The organism is Enterobacter cloacae complex sp. 370H10 (assembly GCF_050031535.1).
Classification (GTDB): Bacteria; Pseudomonadota; Gammaproteobacteria; order Enterobacterales; family Enterobacteriaceae; genus Enterobacter; species Enterobacter intestinihominis.
Genome location: NZ_JBLGWG010000001.1, coordinates 4,681,984 through 4,707,433 on the forward strand (window position 1 = coordinate 4,681,984; position 25,450 = coordinate 4,707,433).

At 53.6% G+C, this 25,450-nt stretch carries 23 protein-coding genes; 16 read left to right on the forward strand and 7 right to left on the reverse strand.

Going from position 1 to position 25,450, the window contains the following annotated elements; genetic code table 11:
• Window positions 1-27: 27 nt before the first annotated feature.
• The 6 genes from rng to csrD form a co-directional block, all read right to left on the reverse strand.
• On the reverse strand, window positions 28-1,497 hold the full coding sequence (gene rng, locus ACQG2Q_RS23090; protein ID WP_426759268.1) for a ribonuclease G: 1,470 nt from the start codon (window positions 1,495-1,497) through the stop codon (window positions 28-30).
• Window positions 1,487-2,080, reverse strand: a complete 594-nt coding sequence (locus tag ACQG2Q_RS23095; protein WP_003860403.1) for a Maf family protein — start codon at window positions 2,078-2,080, stop codon at window positions 1,487-1,489. Before ACQG2Q_RS23095 ends, rng begins: the two co-directional genes overlap by 11 nt.
• A 9-nt stretch (window positions 2,081-2,089) precedes the next feature.
• Window positions 2,090-2,578: a rod shape-determining protein MreD gene (gene mreD, locus ACQG2Q_RS23100; protein ID WP_003860402.1), complete on the reverse strand. Its 489-nt coding sequence runs from the start codon at window positions 2,576-2,578 to the stop codon at window positions 2,090-2,092.
• On the reverse strand, window positions 2,578-3,594 hold the full coding sequence (mreC, locus tag ACQG2Q_RS23105) for a rod shape-determining protein MreC (protein WP_003860400.1): 1,017 nt from the start codon (window positions 3,592-3,594) through the stop codon (window positions 2,578-2,580). The genes mreD and mreC overlap by 1 nt, the downstream gene beginning before the upstream one ends.
• A 62-nt stretch (window positions 3,595-3,656) precedes the next feature.
• A complete protein-coding gene (mreB, locus tag ACQG2Q_RS23110) occupies window positions 3,657-4,700 on the reverse strand; it encodes a rod shape-determining protein MreB (protein ID WP_000913396.1) in 1,044 nt (347 codons plus the stop codon).
• Between the two features lie 282 nt (window positions 4,701-4,982).
• Window positions 4,983-6,923, reverse strand: a complete 1,941-nt coding sequence (csrD, locus tag ACQG2Q_RS23115; RefSeq protein WP_022649564.1) for an RNase E specificity factor CsrD — start codon at window positions 6,921-6,923, stop codon at window positions 4,983-4,985.
• A gap of 183 nt (window positions 6,924-7,106) precedes the next feature.
• Between csrD and ACQG2Q_RS23120 the strand changes: the two genes are divergently transcribed.
• The 14 genes from ACQG2Q_RS23120 to ACQG2Q_RS23185 all read left to right on the forward strand — a co-directional run bounded on the left by ACQG2Q_RS23120 (window position 7,107) and on the right by ACQG2Q_RS23185 (window position 20,035).
• Entirely contained in the window at window positions 7,107-8,081 is a 975-nt protein-coding gene (locus tag ACQG2Q_RS23120; RefSeq protein ID WP_023298743.1) for an MDR family oxidoreductase, read from the forward strand.
• Between the two features lie 77 nt (window positions 8,082-8,158).
• Window positions 8,159-9,160: a protein-methionine-sulfoxide reductase catalytic subunit MsrP gene (gene msrP / locus ACQG2Q_RS23125; RefSeq protein ID WP_032626457.1), complete on the forward strand. Its 1,002-nt coding sequence runs from the start codon at window positions 8,159-8,161 to the stop codon at window positions 9,158-9,160.
• Window positions 9,161-9,760: a protein-methionine-sulfoxide reductase heme-binding subunit MsrQ gene (gene msrQ / locus ACQG2Q_RS23130; RefSeq protein WP_023298745.1), complete on the forward strand. Its 600-nt coding sequence runs from the start codon at window positions 9,161-9,163 to the stop codon at window positions 9,758-9,760. It begins immediately after the preceding gene.
• Between the two features lie 234 nt (window positions 9,761-9,994).
• On the forward strand, window positions 9,995-10,447 hold the full coding sequence (aroQ, locus tag ACQG2Q_RS23135; protein ID WP_022649568.1) for a type II 3-dehydroquinate dehydratase: 453 nt from the start codon (window positions 9,995-9,997) through the stop codon (window positions 10,445-10,447).
• 21 nt (window positions 10,448-10,468) lie between these two features.
• Window positions 10,469-10,930: an acetyl-CoA carboxylase biotin carboxyl carrier protein gene (gene accB / locus ACQG2Q_RS23140; RefSeq protein ID WP_010436174.1), complete on the forward strand. Its 462-nt coding sequence runs from the start codon at window positions 10,469-10,471 to the stop codon at window positions 10,928-10,930.
• Window positions 10,931-10,940: 10 nt separating this feature from the next.
• Window positions 10,941-12,290, forward strand: a complete 1,350-nt coding sequence (accC, locus tag ACQG2Q_RS23145; RefSeq protein WP_003860388.1) for an acetyl-CoA carboxylase biotin carboxylase subunit — start codon at window positions 10,941-10,943, stop codon at window positions 12,288-12,290.
• A 108-nt stretch (window positions 12,291-12,398) separates the two neighbouring features.
• Complete coding sequence (locus tag ACQG2Q_RS23150; protein WP_022649569.1) at window positions 12,399-12,641, forward strand: YhdT family protein; 243 nt, start codon at window positions 12,399-12,401, stop codon at window positions 12,639-12,641.
• Window positions 12,631-14,082, forward strand: coding sequence for a sodium/pantothenate symporter (panF, locus tag ACQG2Q_RS23155; protein WP_022649570.1), 1,452 nt, complete (start codon window positions 12,631-12,633; stop codon window positions 14,080-14,082). The genes ACQG2Q_RS23150 and panF overlap by 11 nt, the downstream gene beginning before the upstream one ends.
• 11 nt (window positions 14,083-14,093) lie before the next feature.
• A complete protein-coding gene (gene prmA, locus ACQG2Q_RS23160; RefSeq protein ID WP_038416812.1) occupies window positions 14,094-14,975 on the forward strand; it encodes a 50S ribosomal protein L11 methyltransferase in 882 nt (293 codons plus the stop codon).
• 137 nt (window positions 14,976-15,112) lie between these two features.
• Window positions 15,113-15,853 (forward strand): carbonic anhydrase, encoded by a 741-nt coding sequence (locus tag ACQG2Q_RS23165; protein ID WP_063850415.1) that lies wholly within the window; start codon window positions 15,113-15,115, stop codon window positions 15,851-15,853.
• Window positions 15,854-16,182: 329 nt separating this feature from the next.
• On the forward strand, window positions 16,183-17,148 hold the full coding sequence (dusB, locus tag ACQG2Q_RS23170; protein ID WP_006812176.1) for a tRNA dihydrouridine synthase DusB: 966 nt from the start codon (window positions 16,183-16,185) through the stop codon (window positions 17,146-17,148).
• A gap of 23 nt (window positions 17,149-17,171) precedes the next feature.
• Entirely contained in the window at window positions 17,172-17,468 is a 297-nt protein-coding gene (gene fis, locus ACQG2Q_RS23175) for a DNA-binding transcriptional regulator Fis (protein WP_000462905.1), read from the forward strand.
• Between the two features lie 178 nt (window positions 17,469-17,646).
• Complete coding sequence (locus ACQG2Q_RS23180) at window positions 17,647-17,811, forward strand: DUF2556 family protein (protein ID WP_003860373.1); 165 nt, start codon at window positions 17,647-17,649, stop codon at window positions 17,809-17,811.
• 139 nt (window positions 17,812-17,950) lie between these two features.
• Complete coding sequence (locus ACQG2Q_RS23185) at window positions 17,951-20,035, forward strand: putative bifunctional diguanylate cyclase/phosphodiesterase (protein ID WP_063850413.1); 2,085 nt, start codon at window positions 17,951-17,953, stop codon at window positions 20,033-20,035.
• Here the strand turns inward: ACQG2Q_RS23185 and envR are convergent.
• Window positions 20,030-20,677: an acrEF/envCD operon transcriptional regulator gene (envR, locus tag ACQG2Q_RS23190; protein ID WP_063850411.1), complete on the reverse strand. Its 648-nt coding sequence runs from the start codon at window positions 20,675-20,677 to the stop codon at window positions 20,030-20,032. The two genes, ACQG2Q_RS23185 and envR, sit on opposite strands and share 6 nt — an antisense overlap.
• A 396-nt stretch (window positions 20,678-21,073) precedes the next feature.
• Between envR and ACQG2Q_RS23195 the strand changes: the two genes are divergently transcribed.
• A complete protein-coding gene (locus tag ACQG2Q_RS23195) occupies window positions 21,074-22,213 on the forward strand; it encodes an efflux RND transporter periplasmic adaptor subunit (RefSeq protein WP_023298751.1) in 1,140 nt (379 codons plus the stop codon).
• An 11-nt stretch (window positions 22,214-22,224) separates the two neighbouring features.
• Window positions 22,225-25,338 carry an efflux RND transporter permease subunit gene (locus ACQG2Q_RS23200; protein ID WP_199004910.1) on the forward strand — a complete coding sequence of 1,038 codons (3,114 nt, stop codon included), beginning with the start codon at window positions 22,225-22,227 and terminating at the stop codon, window positions 25,336-25,338.
• Window positions 25,339-25,450 lie beyond the last annotated feature (112 nt).

Here is a 25,450-nt window from a genome sequence, read left to right on the forward strand (position 1 = left end):
AGCCTTAAATCTCGCAGCGAACTGCGTTTACATCATGACGACGTCAAACTGCTCCTGGTTATAGAGCGGCTCAATTTGCACTTTTACCTGTTTGCCGACAAAGATTTCCACTTCCGCCAGCGCGTGCGACTCTTCCCCTTTCAAGGCCTCTGCCACCGCAGGGGAAGCATAGACCAGAAAACGGTCTGAGTCGTAGGCATGATGGACACGGACAATCTCACGCATGATCTCGTAGCAGACCGTCTCCACCGTCTTTACCGTTCCGCGTCCATGGCAGGTTGGACACTCATTACACAGGACATGTTCCACGCTTTCGCGGGTCCGTTTCCGGGTCATTTCCACCAGACCGAGCTGCGAGAAGCCATTGATGCTGGTTTTCACGCGATCTTTACTCAGCGCCTGCTCCAGGGAGTGCAGCACGCGACGGCGGTGGTCTTCATTATTCATATCGATAAAGTCGATGATGATAATACCGCCCAGATTACGCAGGCGAAGCTGGCGTGCGATGGCCTGCGTCGCTTCTATATTGGTATTAAAGATGGTGTCATCGAGGTTGCGATGGCCGACAAACGCGCCGGTGTTGATGTCGACGGTGGTCATCGCTTCGGTTTGATCGATGATCAGATAGCCACCCGATTTCAGCTCAACCTTACGCTCCAGCGCACGCTGGATTTCGTTTTCAACGTCATAGAGATCAAATATCGGCTGGCGTCCGGTGTAATGCTCCAGCAGCCCCGGCATTTCCGGGATGTACTCGGCGGTGAACTCCAGTAAGGCTTCGTACGTCAGACGCGAGTCCACGCGGATTCGGTCGAGCTGCGCATCGGCGAAATCACGCAATACGCGCTGAGCGAGCGCCAGCTCACCGTACAGCCGGTAGCGGGTCTGGTTGCGTTTTTTACGCTCCATCACTTTGGTCCAGACGCGCTTCAGATAGGCCGCATCCGAGGCCAGGTCTTCTTCGCTGATCCCTTCCGCTGCGGTACGGATAATAAACCCGCCCTGCTCGTCGCAGTAGGCGCTGACCACCTTTTTCAGGCGTTCACGCTCGCTTTCGCTCTCAATACGCTGTGACACGCCGACGTGCGACGCCCCCGGCATAAAGACCAGATAACGTGAAGGAAGGGTGATGTCGGTGGTCAGACGCGCGCCTTTGGTGCCCAGCGGATCTTTTACCACCTGCACCATCAGATCCTGGCCCTGACGCACCAGCTCAGAGATGTCGCGCACGGCAAACTGTTTTTGCTCTTCGCCTGCCACGCATTCGGTATGCGGCATGATGTCGGAGGCGTGTAAAAACGCCGCTTTATCGAGCCCAATATCTACAAAAGCCGCCTGCATACCCGGCAGTACACGACTGACACGACCTTTGTAGATATTGCCTAAGATTCCGCGCCGCGCTTCACGCTCAATATGAATTTCCTGAAGAATGCCACCATCAATGTAGGCCACACGGGTTTCCGATGGCGTTACGTTTACCAACAATTCAGCCGTCATAATTATCCCTTCCCTCACGCAGTGAGTTAAAATTGCTCAGCAACTCATACGTTTCCACCAGCGGTAAGCCGACTACGGCGTGATAGCTGCCATTTATCTTCCTGACAAAACAGCCACCCAACCCTTGAATACCGTATGCACCTGCTTTATCCATAGGTTCACCGCTGGCGATATAGCCGGCGATCTCCTCGTCGGTGAGGACTCTGAACGTCACTTCCGTTACCACAAGGCAATCCAGAACGTACTGGCTGTCTGCCAGCGCTACCGCCGTCATCACCTGATGGGTTTGTCCGGACATGTTACGCAGCATCCGCGCAGCATGGTCTGCGTCGCGGGGTTTCTCAAGCACCTCACCATTGAGGATGACGATGGTATCGGCCCCCAGCACCGGTAAGTCACGCGGCACGCATGCAACGCCCGCCTGCGCTTTTTCACGCGCCAGACGGGAGACATACTGCTGAGCGCTTTCGCCCTCAGCACGTTTTTCTTCGATACCGGTAACGATGCGTTCGAAGGATACACCCAACTGCGCGAGCAGTTCCTGGCGACGCGGAGAACCGGAGGCAAGATACAAAGACGTCATAGAAACCTTTTATTGCACGGCAAACTGCTGGCGAATTTTACGCATCAGCAGGAACAGCCACGGCCAGAGCACACCGTTTACTACACTACTCCAGAACACTTCCGGTCGGAAAGAGACGTTGATCACTAAAAACTCTGCCCAGAAAACAACGATATCCGCAGCGAGCGACAACAACATCACCACCAGCGCCTGTTGCCAGAGCGCAAGGTTACGAAAGAGCTGGAATTTGAGTGCAACGAGATACGCAATAATGCTCATGGATAAGGCGCGGACGCCAAGCGTAGAGCCACTGATAAGATCCAGTATGGCACCCATCACAAAACCTGTGCCGACATTTACGCGGTGCGGCAGGGCAAGGATCCAGTAGAGCAAAATGAGTAATACCCAGTTTGGCCGGAAAACAAGAATGTCGTCCGGCCAGGGCATAATTTGCAGCAACAATGCAACGAGGAATGAGAGCCAGATTACCCAGCGCCCCTGGCTACGATAACTGGCCACTACTGCCCTCCACCCGAGACTTGCGGCGGTGGCGGCGCATCCGGTAGCGGCTGCGTTAACCCCGTCGCCGGAGCCGGTACGGGCGCAGGTGGCCCCATTGCATCCGGCGCAGGCAGCACCTGCGGCATCATCTGCATCAGGCGCTCATTGGCCACGCGATGCACATCTTCCGGCGTCATCGGGTTAGCGCCGTTGCGATCGGCGCCCCATAGCAGCAGCAGGTAGCGTAAACGCTGCAAGCCAGCCGTTGGACGCGCCTGGATCACGGTGTAGGCACGTTGAGTGTCGAGCTTCACGGAAGAGACAACCGCAACCGGGTAGCCTTCAGGGAAACGACCGCCCAGACCAGACGTCACCAGCACGTCACCCACGCGGATATCCGTGTTGGCGGGCAGGTGTTCCAGTTGCAGATCGTCCGTACAACCATTACCGGCGGCAATTACGCGAATATCGTTACGCAGCACCTGAATCGGCAGTGCATGGGTGGCATCGCAAATCAGCAGCACACGGCTGGTCAGTTTGGCAACCGCCACGACCTGGCCCACAACGCCTTTATCGCTGATGACAGGCTGACCTTCGTATACGCCGTTCACGCTGCCTTTATCAATCACCACCTGATCGCTGTATGGATCGTTTACGGTGGAGATCACCTGGGTGACCATTTTCTGTTCATCCTGGCGCAGCGGCGAGCCAAGCAGTTCCCGCAGACGCGCGTTTTCCTGCTTATATTGCCCCAGCATCAGTAGCTCGCTGTTTTTCAGCAGCAGTTCCTGGCGTAATGCACGGTTTTCGAGTTCGAGCTGGTCACGCGATGAAAGCGTTTGCGACACGGAGTCGAGCAGTTCACGGGGACCATTTGAAATAAAGTAGAAAGGACTGACGGCGGTATCCATGTACGTTCGGATCTGGCTGAACGTACCGAGGCGGCTATCGGCAATAATGACCCCGAGCGCCACCAGAACCGCCAGGATCAGGCGAAACTGTAGCGACGGGCCACGGCTAAAAATTGGCTTCATAGGCTATGCGTATTCTCGCGTCAGAGAGAAAGGGTAGCCATTTGCTACCCTCTCACACCCGACTACTCTTCGCTAAACAAGTCGCCGCCGTGCATGTCGATCATTTCCAGCGCCTTGCCACCACCACGGGCGACGCAAGTCAGTGGATCTTCTGCAACTACGACAGGAATACCTGTCTCTTCCATTAACAGGCGGTCGAGGTTACGCAGCAGCGCACCACCACCGGTCAGAACCATACCGCGCTCGGAGATATCGGAGGCCAGCTCTGGCGGGCACTGTTCCAGCGCAACCATCACCGCGCTCACGATGCCGGTCAGCGGCTCCTGCAACGCTTCCAGGATTTCGTTGGAGTTCAGGGTGAATCCGCGTGGCACGCCTTCTGCCAGGTTACGACCGCGAACTTCGATCTCGCGAACTTCATCACCCGGATAGGCAGAACCGATTTCATGCTTGATGCGCTCTGCGGTCGCTTCACCGATCAGAGAGCCGTAGTTACGGCGAACGTAATTGATGATGGCTTCGTCGAAACGGTCGCCGCCGATACGCACGGAAGAGGAGTACACCACGCCGTTCAGGGAGATAACGGCCACTTCAGTGGTACCGCCACCGATATCCACCACCATAGAACCGGTTGCTTCAGAAACCGGCAGACCCGCACCAATTGCCGCAGCCATCGGTTCTTCAATCAGGAACACTTCACGCGCACCGGCACCCTGAGCGGATTCACGGATTGCACGGCGTTCAACCTGGGTTGCGCCAACCGGCACACACACCAGTACGCGCGGGCTTGGGCGCATGAAGCTGTTGCTGTGAACCTGCTTGATGAAGTGCTGAAGCATTTTTTCGGTCACGAAGAAGTCAGCAATAACGCCATCTTTCATTGGGCGGATCGCGGCAATGTTGCCCGGCGTACGGCCCAGCATCTGCTTCGCATCATGGCCTACTGCGGCCACGCTTTTTGGCGAACCAGCACGATCCTGACGAATGGCCACAACGGAAGGCTCATTCAATACGATGCCTTGTCCTTTTACATAGATAAGGGTATTCGCGGTACCCAGGTCAATGGACAGGTCATTGGAAAACATGCCACGAAATTTTTTCAACATACTAAGGGATAATCCTGAAAGCTGGGGCGGAAAACAAAATCCGCTTACTTTACCAACCACACGCAGCAGCGACAAGGCGCAAAAATCGTCTGCTACGGTGAAAATTAGTGCAGCACGTTTCCTTTGTTACAAATTCATCCCCTGAATCCCTCAGGGCTGAGTAAACAGCAGCGTCCCTCACTTTCACTTGTAACCTATAAAAGGTCGTTCACTGGCTTTTATGCTCGTCTTACTCAAAGCTACAGGCGCGATATTCTACGTGAAAACAAAGTAAACGGCAGGTCAAACAGAGTATCTTTGCAAATATTTTTTCACATTGGTGTCAAGCGGCTGAGAGGCGGCAAAAAAATCCCCCTGACCGCCCGTCACGCCGCGCTCTGTCAACATCTGCCATTCACTGCGTGAACGTACGCCTGCGGCAAATACTTGCGTTTGCGTTCCTTTGCACGCCTCCACCAGGCTTTGTACCAGCAGCTGGTTTTCCGTGCGCTTTTCGATATTCCTTACCAGACCCGGATGCAGCTTCAATAATTCGACATCCAGCTCTTTGATCCAGCTGGTGCTGACCAGGGTAAGACCCGCCTGTGTTACCGCCACGCGAGCCCCAAGCGCATTGATTAAACGCACAACCGAGCGCAACCGGCTGATGTGTTGACCTACATCTGCCTCTGCAAGTTCAAAAATAATGCGTTTGCGTTGCGATTTTTCGCATTGCATTAACGTGTCACGTAACCAACGCTGAAAACGCGGACGGATCAGCGATTCGACGGTCACCTGTAAAGCCAGATTTTCTTCAGGCCAGTACGATAAAAACGGAATGAGGCGGGTGATTTGCTGGCGGTCATACTCTTCGGACAATCCGAATTGCAGCACCATCGGCAAATACTCTGCGGAGATAACCTCCTCGGTCCCATCAAAAATACGGCACATCAGTTCACGATGATGGACATGACCATTTTTTATGACCGCCGGTTTTTGATAGATGCGCGGTCCACCCCGGCTCAGCATCTGTTCAATCAGGGTTCGCCAGCGTACGTTGCCGCGCCCTTTTTCCGGTAGCGTATCATCATAGACCGCCCAGCCGTTCGCCCCCTGCAATACGGCGTTGCGCGTGGCCGCTTCTGCATGTTCCATCACCTGCTCCGTCGACTGACCGCCGCGCCAGGCACAGATGCCCATATGCACCATGTCGTCGCGGTCGAGCATTTTGCTCTGGGGTAGCGCATCGACGGCTTTCAACAGCTGGCTGGCGATACTCTCGGACTCCTTTAAGGTGCGATGCGGCAGCAAGACGGCAAAGTCGCTGCGGTGGTAGCGTGCCAGTAACGCGCCGGGGTAGCGCATAATAAAGGTGGACAGCAGGTTAATCAGCGTGAAGAGGTTCTCTTCCGCCACGCGCTGGCCCCAGGTATCACGGAGCAGATCGAAGTCGGGCAGGCGAATCATCATTACCACGCCATGCGTCCCCACCTTTTCGGGGTCATCAAGAAGCGTAGCCAGCTGATTATCAAAGAAGAGACGGTTGTTAAGGCCCGTTTTGTTATCCTGCGCGGCGTAGGAGCGAATCAACGTGTCCATACGGCTACGCTGATCGCTGGCAAACTGGATTTCGGAGAGCAGCACGTCCAGGGCGCTACTGGTACGTGATGGCCATTCATAAACCGATCCCCGTACCTGCGGACCCCGCTCGCCATTCAGTATTCGCACCGAGCGTGTTTCCAGCAGTTCCTGGCCGGAAAGTTGACGACGCTGCCAGCGAACGGCGAGGAAAATCAGCAGGACGATCAAGGCAACGGCGATGGTTAAGGGCGCGGTGGTCATGAGCGAGCGTAAATAGTTGCTCATCGGATCCTGGTACATCAGATGGATTGTCATACCCGGATGTTTAAGTGAGCGTACCGTTATGTCCCGATACTGATCTACCGTGCCGGCAGGACGGTAGCTGCCCTGACGGGTATGGCTGAAAACGGTCTGCTTCCCCTGTTTAATGTCGATCTGCACGATATCCACAGGCACCATTAACTCATCCAGTTCACGCGAAAGTGCCGGGAAGGAGGTTGTAATCAGGCGAGTGTCGATAACCGATGCAACCGATTCTACCCGGTTAACCAGCTTATCCTGGATGGCATTATAAAAGCTCAGCGAGCAGCCGATTAGCGTGACAAATATGGTCAGTCCCGTCAGCAAGGTGATAAAAGCTGAGAACTTCGTCGTTAATCGCATCCTTGAGATTACTCCGTGGGTTGAAGGGGTCGCAAGTGAGCGCTAACTTGCATTTCAAATGCGGCATACTACCAAACCTGGTGTATCTGGCAATTTATTGCGTTAAATCGGCACTGCGTTTCATTGAGCGAGTATAGTCTTCAGTACATATTTTCCCATCATCAATCCTAGTGAGGACCCTGTATGCAGGCTTTGATCTTAGAACAGCAGGACGGCAAAACCGTTGCCTCGGTGCAAGCCATTGACGAGAGCCGCCTGCCGGAGGGCGACGTGACCGTAGATATCGACTGGTCAAGCCTGAACTATAAAGATGCACTGGCCATTACGGGAAAAGGTAAAATCATCCGAAATTTCCCAATGGTGCCAGGCATCGACTTGGCTGGTCGCGTGCATACCAGTGAAGATCCGCGTTTTCACGCCGGACAGCAGGTGCTGCTCACCGGCTGGGGCGTAGGTGAAAACCACTGGGGAGGACTGGCAGCGCAGGCGCGCGTAAAAGGTGACTGGCTGGTCCCGATGCCGAAAGGCCTGGACGGCCGTAAGGCGATGATCGTCGGCACGGCAGGTTTCACCGCCATGCTCTGCGTGATGGCGCTGGAAGAGGCCGGGATCCGTCCTGACTCTGGCGAAATTGTCGTGACCGGCGCCAGCGGTGGCGTGGGCAGCACGGCCGTCACGCTGCTGCACAAGCTGGGGTACCAGGTCGCCGCCGTCTCTGGCCGCGAAAGTACGCATGATTATCTACGTCAGTTGGGCGCAAGCCGTATTCTGAGCCGCGACGAATTCGCCGAGACCCGTCCGCTGGAAAAACAGGTCTGGGCTGGTGCTGTAGATACCGTCGGCGACAAAGTGCTGGCGAAGGTGCTGGCGCAAATGAATTACGGTGGCTGCGTGGCGGCCTGTGGTCTGGCGGGTGGTTTTGCCCTGCCGACGACGGTGATGCCATTTATTCTGCGTAACGTGCGTCTTCAGGGTGTCGATTCGGTCATGACCCCAGCCGAGCGGCGGGCTGAGGCCTGGGAACGTCTGGCGCGGGATCTGCCAGCCTCATTCTATGAGCAGAGCGCCACTGAGATTACCCTGAGCCAGGCGCCAGAGTACGCCAATAAAATCATGGACAACCAGTTCCACGGTCGTGCGCTGGTTAAAATCGCCTAATCTTCAAATTTTCGTGACATATTCGCGCTAACCCTCCTCCTCCGTCATGCTTAGAAAAACGCCTGACGGAGGATGCCATGAAAACCCGAAAACTGACGGAAGCCGACGTAACGTCCGAGTCTGTCTTTATGCTACAGCGTCGCCAGATCCTGAAAATGCTTGGCATCAGCGCCACTGCCCTGACGCTCACCCCTGCGGCCCACGCCGATCTGCTCGACTGGTTTAAGGGCAACGACCGCCCGAAAGCCCCCTCTGGCGCACCGCTTAACTTCACGAAACCGGCGCAGTGGCAGAATAAACTGACGTTGACGCCGGAAGATAAAGTCACCGGCTATAACAACTTCTATGAGTTTGGCCTCGATAAGGCCGATCCTGCCGCCAACGCCGGGAGCATGAAAACCGATCCCTGGACGCTGAAGATTGATGGCGAAGTGGCAAAGCCGCTGACGCTGGATCATCATGACCTCACCACCCGCTTCCCACTTGAAGAACGCATTTACCGTATGCGCTGTGTGGAAGCCTGGTCGATGGTGGTGCCGTGGGTAGGTTTCCCTTTGCATAAACTGCTGGCGCTGGTTGAGCCCACCAGCAACGCGAAGTATGTTTCCTTCCAGACGCGCTATGCCCCGGACGAGATGCCAGGCCAGAAGGATCGGTTTATCGGCGGCGGGCTGGAGTATCCCTACGTTGAAGGTTTACGTCTCGACGAAGCCATGCATCCGCTTACGCTGCTCACCGTCGGGGTTTACGGCAAAGCGCTGCCGCCGCAAAACGGGGCGCCCATTCGCCTGACCGTACCGTGGAAATACGGTTTCAAGGGCATCAAATCGATCGTCAGCATTAAGCTCACCCGTGAACGCCCACCCACCACCTGGAATCTCGCAGCGCCAGATGAGTATGGTTTTTTTGCCAACGTTAACCCGCACGTTGATCATCCACGCTGGTCGCAGGCGACGGAACGTTTTATCGGTTCCGGCGGCGCGCTGGATGTTAAACGCCAGCCAACGCTGCTGTTTAACGGCTATGCAGATGAGGTGGCATCCCTCTATCGTGGGCTGAATTTACGGGAGAACTTCTAAGTGCGTTTAACGGCAAAGCAGATAACCTGGCTGAAGGTACTCCTGCATTTAGCCGGATTGCTCCCCTTTATCTGGCTCTTTTGGGCAGCCAGCCAGGGACAGTTCAGTGCCGATCCGGCTAAAGATATTCAGCATTTTACGGGTCGGATGGCTCTGAAATTTTTGCTGGCGACCTTGCTCGTCTCACCGCTGGCGCGCTACGCTAAACAGCCATTGTTAATACGTACCCGTCGGCTTTTGGGGCTATGGTGTTTTGCCTGGGCGACGCTGCATCTCACCAGTTACGCCCTGCTGGAACTGGGCATTAACAACCTGGCACTCCTTGGCAGCGAAATGGTTACGCGTCCTTATCTGACGCTGGGTATCGTAAGCTGGCTGGTTTTACTGGCACTGACGCTGACATCCACGCAGTACGCGCAGCGAAAAATGGGACGGCGCTGGCAACTGCTGCACAACTTCGTCTATCTTGTCGCGATCCTCGCGCCCATCCATTACCTGTGGTCGGTGAAGATATTATCTCCTCAGCCGGTCATCTACGCCCTGCTGGCATTGGCCCTTTTAGCATGGCGTTACAAGAAGTTCCGCCAGTGGGTACGATAGTCCACGAAACTGTGCGTTTTCCCGCAGATTATTTATCAGCCGCGAATCTTTTTCGGATAGCGGTTGATAATCTTCCCTGATAAGACCAGTATTTAGCTGCCAAATGCTACGAAATCGTTATAATGTGCGACTTCGGTTTTCCGGACGGGGGTTTTTGGCCTCTGAAAGGGTGACAATTGCGTGTTGAGGGTATATGTTGTTTTTTACCCGAAAATCGCAGGAGATAGCGGCACAATGGCTGACAAATTCCAAATTTTAGTATTGAACGGACCGAACCTGAACATGCTCGGCACCCGTGAGCCAGAGAAGTACGGCACGCTGACATTGAGCGAAATTGTTAACCGTCTGGGTACGGAAGCAGCCTCGCTGAATGTGGATTTGGACCATTTTCAGTCAAACGCGGAGTACGCAATCATCGACCGTATTCATCAGGCTAAAGACACTGTGGACTATATCCTGATCAATCCGGCCGCGTTTACGCACACCAGTGTTGCTATACGCGACGCACTGCTCGCGGTGAGTATCCCGTTTATCGAGATCCATCTGAGTAACGTGCACGCCCGAGAGCCGTTCCGCCACCATTCCTACTTGTCAGATATCGCCGCTGGCGTGATATGTGGGCTGGGTGCAGACGGCTATTCATACGCTTTACAGACAGCGGTAAAACGCTTGTCACAATCACACTAAACAAGAGTACGGAACCCACTCATGGATATTCGTAAGATTAAAAAACTGATCGAGCTGGTTGAAGAATCAGGCATCTCCGAACTGGAAATTTCTGAAGGCGAAGAGTCTGTACGCATCAGCCGTGCAGCCCCAGCCGCTAGCTTCCCGGTAATGCAGCAAGCTTATGCTGCGCCAGTGCAGCAGCCTGCGCTCTCCGCAGCCGTTGCACCAGCAGCAGAAGCCGCACCTGCAGCAGCTGCAGAAATCAGTGGTCACATCGTACGTTCCCCAATGGTTGGTACTTTCTACCGCACCCCGAGCCCGGACGCGAAAGCGTTCATCGAAGTGGGTCAGAAAGTCAACGTAGGCGATACCCTGTGCATCGTTGAAGCCATGAAAATGATGAACCAGATCGAAGCAGACAAATCAGGTACTGTGAAAGCGATTCTGGTCGAAAGTGGTCAGCCGGTAGAATTTGACGAGCCGCTGGTCGTCATCGAGTAACGAGGCGAACATGCTGGATAAAATTGTTATCGCCAACCGTGGCGAGATTGCACTGCGTATTCTTCGTGCCTGTAAAGAACTGGGCATCAAGACCGTGGCCGTGCACTCAAGCGCGGATCGCGATTTAAAACACGTATTGCTGGCGGATGAGACGGTCTGTATCGGTCCGGCTCCGTCCGTAAAAAGCTATCTGAACATCCCGGCGATCATCAGCGCCGCCGAAATCACTGGCGCGGTCGCGATTCACCCGGGTTATGGTTTCCTCTCTGAGAACGCCAACTTTGCTGAGCAGGTTGAACGCTCTGGCTTTATCTTCATTGGCCCGAAAGCCGACACCATTCGCCTGATGGGTGACAAAGTGTCTGCCATCACCGCGATGAAAAAAGCCGGCGTGCCAACCGTACCGGGCTCTGACGGCCCGCTGACCGACGATATGGATGCTAACCGCGCCCATGCTAAACGCATTGGCTACCCGGTTATCATCAAGGCGTCTGGCGGCGGCGGCGGTCGCGGTATGCGCGTTGTACGCAGCGATGCTGAACTGGCGCAGTCCATCTCCATGACCAAAGCGGAAGCGAAAGCGGCTTTCAGCAATGACATGGTGTACATGGAAAAATACCTGGAAAACCCACGCCACATCGAAATTCAGGTGCTGGCTGACGGTCAGGGCAACGCGATCTATCTGGCTGAACGTGACTGCTCCATGCAGCGTCGTCACCAGAAAGTCGTCGAAGAAGCGCCAGCGCCGGGCATTACGCCGGAACTGCGTCGCTACATCGGTGAGCGTTGCGCCAAAGCGTGTGTCGATATCGGCTATCGCGGGGCGGGTACCTTTGAGTTCCTGTTCGAAAACGGCGAGTTCTACTTCATTGAGATGAACACCCGTATTCAGGTTGAACACCCGGTGACCGAAATGATCACCGGCGTTGACCTGATCAAAGAACAGCTGCGTATCGCAGCCGGTCAGCCGCTGTCCATCAAACAGGAAGAAGTTGTGGTTAAAGGCCATGCGGTAGAGTGCCGTATCAACGCCGAAGACCCGAACACCTTCCTGCCAAGCCCGGGTAAAATCACACGTTTCCACGCGCCGGGTGGCTTTGGTGTGCGCTGGGAGTCCCATATTTACGCCGGTTACACCGTACCGCCGTATTATGACTCAATGATCGGTAAGCTGATCTGCTACGGCGAAAACCGTGACGTGGCCATTGCCCGCATGAAGAACGCCCTTCAGGAGCTGATCATCGACGGGATCAAAACCAACGTAGATCTCCAGATGCGCATCATGAGCGACGAGCACTTCCAGAATGGTGGTACTAACATCCACTACCTGGAGAAAAAACTCGGTCTGAACGAGAAGTAAGAGACCAGTGTTGCTAAAAGGCCGGATTATCCGGCCTTTTTTATTTCTGGGGATCGCAAAGCCCCATCATGTACAATCCCCGCTTTCTTCATCCACAAGGGACAAAAAATGGACAAACGTTTTGTTCAGGCCCATAAAGAAGCGCGCTGGGCGCTGTGGCTGACCCTTCTCTATCTCGCTGCATGGTTAGTAACTGCTTACTTACCTGATTCAGCGATTGGCATTACCGGCCTCCCGCACTGGTTTGAAATGGCCTGCCTGCTGCTGCCGCTGGTGTTTATTGTGCTGTGCTGGGCGATGGTGAAATTCATCTATCGCGATATCTCCCTGGAGGACGATGATGCAGCTTGAAGTCATTCTGCCGCTTGTCGCTTACCTGTTCCTGGTGTTTGGCCTGTCGGTTTATGCGATGCGTAAACGTTCAACCGGTACCTTTCTGAACGAGTATTTCCTCGGGAGCCGCTCAATGGGGGGCGTCGTGCTGGCCATGACGCTGACCGCTACTTACATCAGCGCCAGCTCGTTTATCGGTGGCCCGGGCGCCGCTTATAAGTACGGACTGGGCTGGGTACTGCTGGCCATGATCCAGCTGCCTGCCATCTGGCTCTCTCTGGGCATACTGGGTAAAAAGTTTGCCATTCTGGCCCGTCGCTACAATGCCGTGACGCTGAACGATATGCTGTTTGCCCGCTATCAGAGTCGCTTGCTGGTATGGCTGGCAAGCCTGAGTCTGCTGGTGGCGTTTATTGGTGCGATGACGGTGCAGTTTATCGGCGGCGCACGTCTGCTGGAAACGGCAGCCGGGATCCCCTACGAGACGGGTCTGGTCATTTTCGGTGTGAGTATCGCGCTGTACACCGCGTTTGGCGGGTTCCGTGCCAGCGTTCTGAACGACACGATGCAGGGAATGGTGATGCTCATTGGCACTCTCGTTCTGCTGGTGGGTATCGTGCATGCCGCAGGGGGCCTGAGCCATGCGGTTGAAACCCTGGAAGCGATCGATCCGAAACTGGTCTCGCCGCAGGGGGCGGATGACATCCTCTCTCCAACCTTTATGACCTCGTTCTGGGTGCTGGTGTGCTTTGGCGTGATTGGCCTGCCGCATACCGCCGTGCGCTGCATCTCATATAAAGACAGCAAAGCGGTACACCGCGGGATTATTATCGGGACAATTGTGGTGGCAATCCTGATGTTTGGTATGCACCTGGCGGGCGCGCTGGGACGCGCGGTGATCCCTGACCTTACCGTACCGGATCTGGTCATTCCAACCCTGATGGTGAAAGTACTTCCGCCGTTTGCCGCCGGAATTTTCCTCGCCGCACCCATGGCGGCCATTATGTCGACCATCAACGCTCAGTTGCTGCAAAGTTCCGCTACGATCATTAAAGATCTCTATCTGAATTTGCGCCCTGAACAGGTCGAAAATGAGCGACGCCTCAAGCGCATGTCGGCGGTGATTACCCTGGTGCTGGGGGCGTTGCTGCTGCTGGCCGCGTGGCGTCCACCAGAGATGATCATCTGGTTGAACCTGCTCGCCTTTGGCGGGCTGGAAGCCGTTTTCCTGTGGCCGCTGGTGCTGGGGCTGTACTGGGAACGCGCGAATGCCGCGGGTGCATTAAGCGGCATGATTGTCGGGGGCGTCCTGTATGCCGTTCTCGCCACGTTGAAAATTCAGTATCTTGGCTTTCACCCGATCGTGCCTTCGTTACTGTTAAGTTTACTGGCGTTTGTGGTGGGTAACCGTTTTGGCCGTCCCGTTCCACCCGCCACCCTGATTTCTACTGATAAATAAAGAGTTTTGCCATGCCGTGGATCCAATTGAAACTGAACACAACCGGCGCGAACGCCGAAGAACTGAGTGATGCGCTGATGGAGGCCGGTTCGGTCTCTATCACGTTCCAGGACACGCATGACACGCCGGTCTTTGAGCCGCTACCAGGCGAAACGCGCCTGTGGGGTGATACGGACGTTATCGGCCTGTTCGATGCAGAAACCGACATGAAAGAGGTCGTGGCGATTCTGGAAAACCATCCGCTGCTGGGCGCGGGTTTCGCGCATAAAATCGAACAGCTGGAAGACAAAGACTGGGAACGCGAGTGGATGGACAACTTCCATCCAATGCAGTTTGGTCAGCGTCTGTGGATCTGCCCAAGCTGGCGCGACGTTCCCGATGAAAATGCGGTCAACGTAATGCTGGATCCGGGTCTGGCGTTCGGCACCGGTACCCACCCGACAACCTCCCTGTGCCTGCAATGGCTGGATGGCCTGGATCTGGAAGGCAAAACCGTGATCGACTTCGGTTGCGGATCCGGGATCCTCGCTATCGCGGCGCTGAAACTGGGCGCGGCAAAAGCCATCGGGATCGACATCGATCCGCAGGCGATTCAGGCCAGCCGTGATAACGCCGAGCGTAATGGCGTTTCCGATCGCCTTGAACTGTATCTGCCCGATGCACAGCCAGAGGCCATGAAAGCCGATGTGGTGGTCGCGAATATCCTGGCTGGCCCGTTACGCGAGCTGGCGCCGTTAATCAGCGTGCTGCCGGTTGAAGGCGGTCTGCTGGGCCTGTCCGGTATCCTTGCCAGCCAGGCAGCCAGCGTCTGTGAAGCCTACGCCGATCTCTTTGCGCTCGACCCGGTTGTCGAGAAAGAAGAGTGGTGTCGCATCACCGGTCGTAAAAAATAAGCCTTTGGCGTGGTCGTCTGACCACGCCTTTTCCCTTCGGTTTTTTCTCCCCCCTTCATCCTTTCTTCGATAAAATAACCGCACAAATCATAATGTTAATCATTGATTTGGATAATAAAATTCACAGGAAGAATACGATGAAACACATTTCAGGCAAGGCAGCGCTGCTGGCGCTGAGCGTGATTTCGGCTTCAACTTACGCCTCATACTGGAGCTATCAAGGAGAAGGCGCACCGGAACACTGGGGCGAACTGGACGAGGCGTACAAGACGTGTAAAAGCGGGATGTATCAGTCGCCGGTTAACATTGATAATACGGTCAAAGCTCACATCTCTCCGCTGGAAACGCACTATATCGACGGCCCGGTCACCCTGACAAACAACGGCCATACTATCCAGGCGAGTGAAAATGCCGATACACGCGACAGCATCACGCTTGATAAACAGACCTGGACATTACAGCAGTTCCATTTCCATGCGCCTTCCGAAAACACGGTGCACGGTAAAAAATACGCAATGGAAATGCATCTGGTCCATAAAAACGCTGACGGCGAACTGACGGTCGTTGCCGTTATGTTCGATCAGGGCGCGGCAAACGCTGCACTGGATAAACTCTGGGGCGTGATGCCAGGACAGGTTGACCAGAACGTTACAATTAAGCCAACCCTCGATATGAATAAATTACTGCCTGCGGATAAAACCTACTGGCGTTTTAGCGGCTCCCTGACCACACCACCGTGCTCAGAAGGGGTGACATGGTTGGTGCTCAAGCATCCGCTGACCGTCTCTGCTGAACAGCTGCAAAAATTCACTCACACTACGCACCACGAAAACAGCCGCCCGGTTCAGCCGCTTCATGGCCGTCTGGTTGTTGAATAAGCCGATTTTTTGCGCTGATATCCTGTGCTGAAATGCGACGCAGATCGCAAAGAAGCGCCATAATCTGCTGCATATCGCAGCAGATTATCCCGGCCAATTGATTCATTTATTCAGAAATGATGAGAAGTTACGGGAAATTGTAAGCGCCCACAAAATGTTCATTTCTTCATAACACAATGATTTAAATAGCGAATAATCTTATCCGAAAAGAATGACTGGCGATTCCTTGATCTACAACAGAGGATTGTTCAAAGTTTGGCCTTTCATCTCGTGCAAAAAATGCGTAATATACGCCGCCTTGCAGTCACAGTATGGTCATTTCTTAACTCATGCGCATCGGACACCACCAGCTTAGAAATCGCCTGATCGCAGCCCCAATGGCAGGTATTACCGACCGGCCGTTCAGGACGCTGTGCTACGAGATGGGAGCAGGATTAACCGTTTCCGAGATGATGTCGTCTAACCCGCAGGTTTGGGAAAGCGACAAGTCCCGCCTTCGGATGGTGCACGTGGATGAGCCAGGTATCCGCACCGTGCAAATTGCCGGAAGCGTGCCTGAAGAGATGGCAGATGCCGCGCGTATTAACGTGGAAAGTGGCGCCCAGATTATTGATATCAATATGGGTTGCCCGGCCAAAAAGGTGAATCGCAAGCTTGCAGGTTCAGCCCTTCTGCAATACCCCGACCAGGTGAAGTCAATCCTGACGGCGGTTGTCAGCGCAGTGGACGTTCCTGTTACGTTGAAGATTCGCACGGGTTGGTCGCCGGAACACCGTAACTGTGTAGAGATTGCCCAACTGGCCGAAGACTGTGGCATTCAGGCCCTGACCATTCATGGACGCACTCGCGCCTGTTTGTTCAACGGTGAAGCTGAATACGACAGCATTCGGGCAGTTAAGCAGAAAGTTTCCATTCCGATTATCGCGAATGGCGACATAACTGACCCGCTTAAAGCCAGAGCTGTGCTCGACTATACGGGAGCTGATGCTCTGATGATAGGACGTGCCGCTCAGGGAAGACCCTGGATCTTTCGGGAAATCCAGCATTATCTGGACACTGGGGAGCTGCTTGCCCCGCTGCCTCTGGCAGAGGTTAAGCGCTTGCTTTGTTCGCATGTTCGGGAACTGCATGACCACTACGGCCAGGCAAAAGGGTACCGAATTGCGCGTAAACACGTATCCTGGTATCTCCAGGAGCACGCTCCAAATGACCAGTTTCGGCGCACATTCAACGCCATTGAGGATGCCAGCGAACAGCTGGAGGCGTTGGAGGCATACTTCGAAAATCTTGCGTAATGAAATAAAGAGCTGACAGAACTATGTTCGAACAACGCGTAAATTCTGACGTACTGACCGTTTCTACCGTTAACTCTCAGGATCAGGTGACTCAAAAGCCCCTGCGTGACTCGGTTAAACAGGCACTGAAGAACTATTTTGCTCAACTGAACGGTCAGGATGTTAATGACCTGTATGAGCTGGTACTGGCTGAAGTTGAACAGCCACTGTTGGACATGGTGATGCAATACACCCGTGGTAATCAAACCCGCGCTGCCCTGATGATGGGCATCAACCGTGGTACCCTGCGTAAGAAATTGAAAAAATACGGCATGAACTAATTTCGATTAGCTAACTGCTTGTTTAAAAAGGCGCTCTTCGGCATGGGGAAGCGCCTTTTTTATTGCCCGGATGAGCGACCGTCAACGCTTTGTAAACCTTCTCCTTCCCCACTTTTCAACGCCCGCTTTTCGTGTATATTTCCACCACCTTACAGGCTCTCTTTTCGCGGAATGACACATGATTCGTAAATACTGGTGGCTGGTCGTTTTTGCTGTCTCTGTTTTCATTTTCGATGCGCTGCTGATGCAGTGGATTGAACTGATGAGCACCGAAACCGATAAATGTCGCAATATGAATTCCGTGAACCCGCTAAAACTGGTCAACTGCTCAGAGCTGGACTAGCCTCTTCCATCCTGTACCCCTCTGTTATCACCCAATAAAAACAGGGGCTTAAATCACTTTTCGTCATTTCCTGACGATGATAATGTCTGTGCCCTTTCCAACCGCTCTTGCTTAACGTCTCACAACGAGTGAACAGACCATGCTGGTTAGCCAATACAACCAAATCCTCGTCGTCATCTCCTTTATTGTCGCCATTCTTGCCGCCTATACCGCGCTGAATATGGCTGCGCGCGTTGCCGGAAGCCAGGGCGTCGCTGCACGCGTCTGGCTGGCAGGTGGCGGAGTTTCGATGGGGATTGGCGTGTGGGCGATGCATTTCATCGGTATGCTGGCGATGGATCTTTCCATGAGCATGAGTTACAACGCGACCCTGACCGTGCTTTCGATGATTATCGCCATCAGCTCGTCAATGTTCGCCCTGTGGCTCGTTAGCGGCGAGCAGCTACATTTGCGCCGACTGCTGCCTGGCGCCGTCGTGATGGGTACAGGCATAGTTGCCATGCACTACACCGGTATGGCTGCCCTGGAGGTCACACCGGGTATTGTCTGGGATAAAACGTGGATGGCTATCTCTGTGGGCATAGCCCTTGCCGCTTCACTGGCCGCTCTTTGGCTGACGTTCCGTTTACGTCAGGAAGCTGCACGAATGGCGTTGATGCGTCTGGGGGCGGCGATCACCATGGGCATCGCTATCGCTGGCATGCATTACGCCGGCATGGAAGCAGCACAATTTCCGATGTCGACGATGGTCCATCATCATGGTATTAACGGGAGCTGGCTGGCGATACTGGTTAGCGTGGTCGCGCTCGCTATTCTGGGGATTACGCTGCTGGTATCGATGTTCGATGCCCGCCTTCAGGCTCGTACCTCGCTGCTGGCCTCATCACTGGCAGAAGCTAACCGTGAACTCGCTCAGCTGGCGTTGCATGATACGCTGACGCGCTTACCCAATCGTATTCTGCTTGAGGATCGCCTCGATCAGGCCATCAGCAAGGCCGATCGCGAAGGAAGCCCTTTCGCGCTGATGTTTATGGATCTTGATGGCTTTAAAACCGTCAACGATGCCTATGGTCATGATGTCGGTGACAAGCTTCTGGTTGCGGTGACTCAGCGTTTGCTGTTGCAGTTGAAAGGTCAGTACACGCTGGCGCGTATCGGTGGGGATGAATTCGTCCTGCTGGCCGAAACCACTACCCCGGATGATGCTGCCTCACTGGCAAATTCACTGGTACGCGTCATTGATAGCCCGTTCCATCTCGATCCTTACGAACTGATGGTCACCCTGAGCATTGGCATTGCGCTCTATCCACACGATGGCAAAACCGATCGTGAACTGATGTTTAACGCTGATGCTGCGATGTACCACACGAAACATATGGGTCGCAACGGTTATCACTTCTTTCAGCCGTCAATGAATACGCTGGCGCAGACGCATCTACAGCTGATGAATGATCTGTGGCAGGCCATCGACCGTGATGAGTTACGCCTGCTTTATCAACCTAAATTCCATGCCCCTGCCGGGCCGGTCATCGGATTCGAAGCGCTGTTACGCTGGCAGCATCCCAAACAGGGATTACTGCCCCCCGACCTGTTTCTACCGCTTGCAGAGAAAACCGGGCTGATTATTCCAATTGGAAACTGGGTAATCGACGAGGCCTGCCGCCAGCTTCGAGAATGGCACCTTCAGGGCCACACGGACTGGTCAATGGCGGTGAATCTTTCTACGTTGCAGTTCGAACAGCCGTCGCTGGTTAAAACGGTTCTCGATTGTCTGACGCGCCATAGCGTACCGCCCGGCATGTTGATCCTGGAGGTGACCGAAACCACGGCGATGAGCAATCCGGACGAAAGCGTTCGTGTCCTGACAGCGCTGACGGATGCGGGCGTAAAAGCCTCGATAGACGATTTTGGTACAGGTTATTCAAGCCTTCTTTATCTTAAGCGACTCCCTGCCTGCGAGTTGAAAATCGATCGTGCTTTTGTAAAAGAGTTAAGTGGAGAGAGTGAAGATGCGACGATCGTCTCGGCGATTATTGCCCTGGCAAAAACGCTGAATCTGAAGGTCGTGGCAGAAGGGGTCGAAACCGCAGCGCAGCAGACCTTTCTGACAGAACTGGGATGCAATACGCTACAGGGTTATCTGCTGGGCAAACCGATTACCGCGCAGGCTATTATGGAACAGTGCCAGCACGGGGAGATGTCACCATCCCGTATGCAATCATGAGGCTGTATCGTAGAACACTGGCGCCACTCGAGTGATATTTAGTGTCGCAAGAATATTATCCACCAGCGCCGGCGCCTGTTTGTACAGATTAAAACTGTTGCTATCCATTAACCAGTTTTTAATGACTCCGCTAAAAAATGCGTGGAAAACAATCAGCGCCAGTTCAATATTAGTTTGGGAAGAAATAATGCTACGCGCAACGCATTGTCTCAACGTCCTGCGAAGATAAGTATCGTTTAAACCGATCCGCTTGCGTATTTCACATTCTGAAATCACATCGTCATGAAATTCACACTTATGATACAGAATTTGTAAAAGAGCATACTGACGTGGCTCGCTCGCAATATATTGCAGCGCGACAATAAACTGTTCACGAAGCATTAACAAAGGGTCATCTTTTTCAGAAAGTATTAACCTGTCACGAATCATTTCACGCAGCGGCAATTGCTGTTTCCAGATGGCGTTAAATATTTCCGCTTTACTCGAAAAATGCCAGTAAACCGCCCCGCGAGTAAGTTGAGCAGCATCGGCGATGTCGGTAAGCGTGGTATTAGCCACGCCACGTGTCGCGAATAGCCCGATAGCGGCTTCAATCAGCTGCTGCCGGGTCTTTTGAGCCTCTTCTTTCTTTTTACGCGCCATAGCCTGCTACTCATTACTTATACGGTTGATACGACATCAAACGTTATTAAAGGGTCGTGTAAGTCAAAGTATTCACCATAACCCGTTTTAGTTTTGCACAAAAAAAGTCAATTCATTTAATTTATAATTCATACGAATAAATTGAGCGAATCAAATTCATTAAATAAATAGTTTGTATTTACTCATAAGTATTCCGTTGATTATCCTGACAGAAGCCGGATTTCGAATACACTGGTTCAGAATCTGATTTTGCTTTTTATTGCCTCCATCAGCACTTATAAATTAAAAAACCTTGAATACCCTCATTATTATACGCAGCTACATTTCTTTTTTTGCCTCACACCCTTTCACCGACTTATGGCATATATCGGTTCAAGGGTAGTTTAAGGAACAGTAATGACGAATCACTTCAGACGCTTACCCTTATCCGGTTTCATTGTCTGTGCTGCACTGCTCGCCGGGTGCGATGGGCAAGAAAACCCACAGCAGCATGGGCAAGCTCCTCAGGTCAGTGTTCATATTGTCAAAAGCGCGCCACTGGCCGTAACGACGGAATTGCCAGGCAGAACTGACGCTTATCGTGTGGCGGAGGTTCGTCCCCAGGTAAGTGGTATCATTCTGCACCGTAATTTTACCGAAGGCAGCGACGTCAAAGCGGGTGAATCACTTTATCAGATCGATCCGGCCACCTATCAGGCAGCCTACGACAATGCGAAAGGTGAACTGGTAAAAGCGCAGGCTGCGGCAAACATAGCCCATCTGACGGTAAAACGTTACCTTCCGCTGGTCGGTACGCAATATGTGAGCAAGCAGGAGTATGATCAGGCGGTGGCAACCGCCCAGCAGGCGGATGCAAGCGTCGTTGCCGCGAAAGCTGGCGTTGAGAGCGCGCGGATCAATCTTGCTTATACGAAAGTCACATCGCCAATCAACGGGCGCATTGGCAAATCCAGCGTCACTGAAGGGGCGTTAGTCACTAATGGTCAGTCAACCGCACTGGCGACAGTTCAGCAGCTCGATCCCATTTATGTCGATGTAACGCAATCCAGCAGCGATTTTATGCGTCTGAAGCAGCAGACGAGCCTGCAAAAGGGAGACACCAGCAGCGTTGAGTTGCTGATGGAAAATGGCCAGCCTTATCCGCTGAAAGGAACGCTTCAGTTCTCTGATGTCACGGTAGATGAAAGTACCGGCTCAATCACCCTTCGCGCTCTCTTCCCTAACCCTCAGCATATGCTGTTACCGGGTATGTTTGTCCGTGCACGCATTGACGAAGGCACACAGCCTGATGCCATCCTTGTTCCCCAGCAGGGGGTAACCCGTACACCTCGCGGTGATGCAACCGTGCTTGTGGTAAACGATAAAAACCAGGTGGAATCTCGCACTGTCGTTGCACCGCAGGCGATTGGCGATCGGTGGTTGATCACGGAAGGTCTGAAAAATGGCGACCGCGTCATTATCAGCGGCCTGCAAAAAGTTCGCCCTGGCGTCACCGTCGTGGCTATTCCTGATACCGCCGCGACTCCAGCCAGTTAAGGGATAACGAGATGGCTAATTTCTTTATTCAACGGCCTGTTTTCGCCTGGGTGCTCTCCATCATTCTGATGATTGCGGGCGGGCTGGCCATTTTAAAACTGCCGGTGGCGCAATATCCAACCATTGCGCCGCCAGCAGTTGCGGTGACAGCGACCTACCCTGGCGCTGATGCCCAGACGGTCCAGGATACCGTGACGCAGGTTATCGAACAGAACATGAACGGAATCGACAATCTGATGTACATGTCGTCCACCAGTGATTCTGCCGGTAACGTCACCATCACCCTGACGTTCGAGTCGGGTACGGATCCTGACATCGCGCAGGTGCAGGTTCAGAACAAACTCCAGCTCGCTATGCCGCTGCTACCGCAAGAAGTACAGCAACAGGGGATCGGCGTGGAAAAATCCAGCAGCAGCTTCCTGCTGGTCGCGGGATTTGTGTCGGATAATAAAAACCTCACTCAGGATGATATCTCCGACTATGTCGCTTCTAACGTAAAAGATGCGATCAGCCGTACTTCCGGCGTCGGTGATGTGCAGCTGTTCGGTGCGCAGTATGCAATGCGCATCTGGCTGGACAGCAACGCGATGAATAAATATCAGCTCACGCCGTTGGATGTCATTAACCAACTGAAAACGCAGAACGACCAGATTGCTGCGGGCCAGTTGGGAGGAACGCCGTCCGTAACAGGGCAGCAACTGAACGCCTCAATTATTGCTCAAACGCGCCTGAAATCGCCGGAGGAGTTTGGCCGTGTGACGCTGAAGGTGAACCAGGACGGTTCAATGGTCCACCTGAAAGATGTGGCCCGCATTGAGCTGGGTGGCGAAAACTACAACATGGTCACCAAAATCAATGGCCAGGCAGCAACGGGGCTCGGGATCAAGCTGGCGACTGGCGCAAATGCGCTGGATACCGCTGCCGCCATTAAGAGTAAACTGGCGCAGTTGCAGCCCTTCTTCCCTCAGGGCCTGAAAGTCGTTTATCCGTACGACACCACACCTTTCGTGAAGATCTCAATCCATGAAGTGGTGAAGACGCTGTTTGAAGCGATCGTTCTCGTTTTCCTGGTGATGTACTTGTTCCTGCAAAACCTGCGGGCAACCCTTATTCCGACTATTGCCGTGCCCGTGGTGCTACTGGGTACCTTTGCGGTACTGGCTGCGTTTGGTTTCTCCATTAACACCCTGACGATGTTCGGGATGGTATTGGCGATAGGTTTGCTCGTCGATGATGCCATCGTGGTGGTTGAGAACGTAGAACGCGTCATGGTTGAGGACAAGCTGCCGCCAAAAGAGGCGACCCAGAAGTCGATGGAGCAAATCCAGGGCGCTCTGGTGGGCATTGCCATGGTGCTTTCAGCGGTGTTTATTCCGATGGCATTTTTTGGAGGTTCAACCGGGGCTATCTATCGCCAGTTCTCGCTGACCATTGTCTCCGCGATGGCCTTATCGGTGCTGGTGGCGTTGATATTAACGCCTGCTTTATGTGCAACGCTGCTCAAACCGGTTTCCAGCGACCATCATGAAAAGAAAGGTGGATTCTTCGGCTGGTTTAACGCGCTTTTTGATAAGAGCGTGGAGCACTACAGCAACAGCGTGAGCGGCATTTTACGTAAGACCGGACGCTATCTGCTGGTTTACGTCATCATCGTCGGCGGCATGGCAGTACTGTTCCTGCGCCTGCCTTCCTCCTTCCTGCCGGAAGAGGATCAGGGGGTGTTTATGACGATGGTTCAGCTGCCGGCAGGGGCGACGCAGATGCGTACCCAGCAGGTACTCGATCAGGTTCAGGACTATTATCTGACGAAAGAGAAAGCGAACGTTGAATCGGTCTTTACCGTAAACGGATTTAGCTTTAGCGGGCAGGGGCAGAACTCCGGTATCGCTTTCGTCAGCCTGAAGCCATGGGAAGAACGCCCGGGCAAGGAAAACGGCGTTGAGGCGATTGTCAGCCGCGCAACGAAAGCGTTTAGCCAGATCAAAGATGGTCTTGTATTTCCGTTTAACCTCCCTGCCATTATTGAACTGGGTACCGCAACAGGCTTTGACTTTGAACTGATTGACCAGGCAAACCTGGGACATACACAGCTCACGCAGGCACGTAACCAACTGCTTGGCATGGTAAGGGAACATCCTGACTTACTGGTCCGCGTGCGTCCTAACGGACTGGAAGATACGCCACAGTACAAACTGGATGTCGACCAGGAGAAGGCCCAGGCGCTGGGTGTGAGCATATCTGATGTCAATCAGACCATCTCAACAGCATTGGGTGGTACTTATGTGAACGACTTTATCGATCATGGACGCGTGAAAAAAGTTTATGTCCAGGCTGATGCTCGCTTCCGTATGTTACCAGGAGATATTAACGACCTGTATGTGCGTAGTGCTAACGGCGAAATGGTGCCTTTCTCTGCCTTTAGCAGCTCTCACTGGGTGTACGGCTCACCTCGTCTGGAACGTTACAATGGGATGCCATCAATGGAGATCCTCGGTGAGTCTGCGCCAGGCAAAAGTACCGGTGAGGCAATGGAGATGATGGAAAGCCTTGCGTCGAAACTGCCTTCCGGAATTGGCTACGACTGGACGGGGATGTCTTATCAGGAACGTCTTTCCGGAAATCAGGCTCCAGCACTGTATGCCATTTCACTGATTGTGGTGTTCCTGTGTCTGGCGGCTCTCTATGAAAGCTGGTCAATTCCATTCTCGGTCATGCTGGTTGTGCCCCTGGGGGTGATCGGCGCGCTTCTGGCTGCATCAATACGTGGGCTGAACAATGACGTTTACTTCCAGGTTGGTCTGCTTACGACAATTGGTTTATCAGCCAAAAACGCCATACTGATCGTTGAGTTCGCCAAGGATCTTATGGATAAAGAAGGCAAAGGGATTATTGAAGCCACGCTGGAAGCCTCACGTATGCGTCTGCGCCCTATCCTGATGACCTCTCTGGCATTTATCCTTGGTGTTATGCCTCTGGTCATCAGTAGTGGCGCAGGTAGTGGGGCACAAAACGCTGTCGGGACGGGCGTGATGGGCGGGATGCTGTCAGCCACTCTGCTGGCCATTTTCTTTGTTCCTGTTTTCTTCGTTGTTGTCCGGAGACGGTTTACAAAGCATAAGGATTAATGAAAATCATAAAGGCACCTCTGGTGCCTTTTTTATTTCCTGTCAGCATTCTAATAAAAAGACATCTCTTCACATTTCCTCCATAAATAATCAACGCCCCTCTTTTTTCTCC

Bases quoted from the DNA above. Each gene is read 5' to 3' on its own strand.
- fis (WP_000462905.1), top strand. From the start codon at position 17,172: ATGTTCGAACAACGCGTAAATTCTGACGTACTGACCGTTTCTACCGTT.
- accB (WP_010436174.1), top strand. From the start codon at position 10,469: ATGGATATTCGTAAGATTAAAAAACTGATCGAGCTGGTTGAAGAATCA.
- msrP (WP_032626457.1), top strand. From the start codon at position 8,159: ATGAAAACCCGAAAACTGACGGAAGCCGACGTAACGTCCGAGTCTGTC.
- ACQG2Q_RS23195 (WP_023298751.1), top strand. From the start codon at position 21,074: ATGACGAATCACTTCAGACGCTTACCCTTATCCGGTTTCATTGTCTGT.
- ACQG2Q_RS23180 (WP_003860373.1), top strand. From the start codon at position 17,647: ATGATTCGTAAATACTGGTGGCTGGTCGTTTTTGCTGTCTCTGTTTTC.
- accC (WP_003860388.1), top strand. From the start codon at position 10,941: ATGCTGGATAAAATTGTTATCGCCAACCGTGGCGAGATTGCACTGCGT.
- aroQ (WP_022649568.1), top strand. From the start codon at position 9,995: ATGGCTGACAAATTCCAAATTTTAGTATTGAACGGACCGAACCTGAAC.
- dusB (WP_006812176.1), top strand. From the start codon at position 16,183: ATGCGCATCGGACACCACCAGCTTAGAAATCGCCTGATCGCAGCCCCA.
- ACQG2Q_RS23120 (WP_023298743.1), top strand. From the start codon at position 7,107: ATGCAGGCTTTGATCTTAGAACAGCAGGACGGCAAAACCGTTGCCTCG.
- csrD (WP_022649564.1), bottom strand. From the start codon at position 6,923: ATGCGATTAACGACGAAGTTCTCAGCTTTTATCACCTTGCTGACGGGA.
- ACQG2Q_RS23150 (WP_022649569.1), top strand. From the start codon at position 12,399: ATGGACAAACGTTTTGTTCAGGCCCATAAAGAAGCGCGCTGGGCGCTG.
- panF (WP_022649570.1), top strand. From the start codon at position 12,631: ATGCAGCTTGAAGTCATTCTGCCGCTTGTCGCTTACCTGTTCCTGGTG.
- mreC (WP_003860400.1), bottom strand. From the start codon at position 3,594: ATGAAGCCAATTTTTAGCCGTGGCCCGTCGCTACAGTTTCGCCTGATC.
- ACQG2Q_RS23185 (WP_063850413.1), top strand. From the start codon at position 17,951: ATGCTGGTTAGCCAATACAACCAAATCCTCGTCGTCATCTCCTTTATT.
- ACQG2Q_RS23200 (WP_199004910.1), top strand. From the start codon at position 22,225: ATGGCTAATTTCTTTATTCAACGGCCTGTTTTCGCCTGGGTGCTCTCC.
- ACQG2Q_RS23095 (WP_003860403.1), bottom strand. From the start codon at position 2,080: ATGACGTCTTTGTATCTTGCCTCCGGTTCTCCGCGTCGCCAGGAACTG.
- envR (WP_063850411.1), bottom strand. From the start codon at position 20,677: ATGGCGCGTAAAAAGAAAGAAGAGGCTCAAAAGACCCGGCAGCAGCTG.
- mreB (WP_000913396.1), bottom strand. From the start codon at position 4,700: ATGTTGAAAAAATTTCGTGGCATGTTTTCCAATGACCTGTCCATTGAC.
- ACQG2Q_RS23165 (WP_063850415.1), top strand. From the start codon at position 15,113: ATGAAACACATTTCAGGCAAGGCAGCGCTGCTGGCGCTGAGCGTGATT.
- prmA (WP_038416812.1), top strand. From the start codon at position 14,094: ATGCCGTGGATCCAATTGAAACTGAACACAACCGGCGCGAACGCCGAA.
- rng (WP_426759268.1), bottom strand. From the start codon at position 1,497: ATGACGGCTGAATTGTTGGTAAACGTAACGCCATCGGAAACCCGTGTG.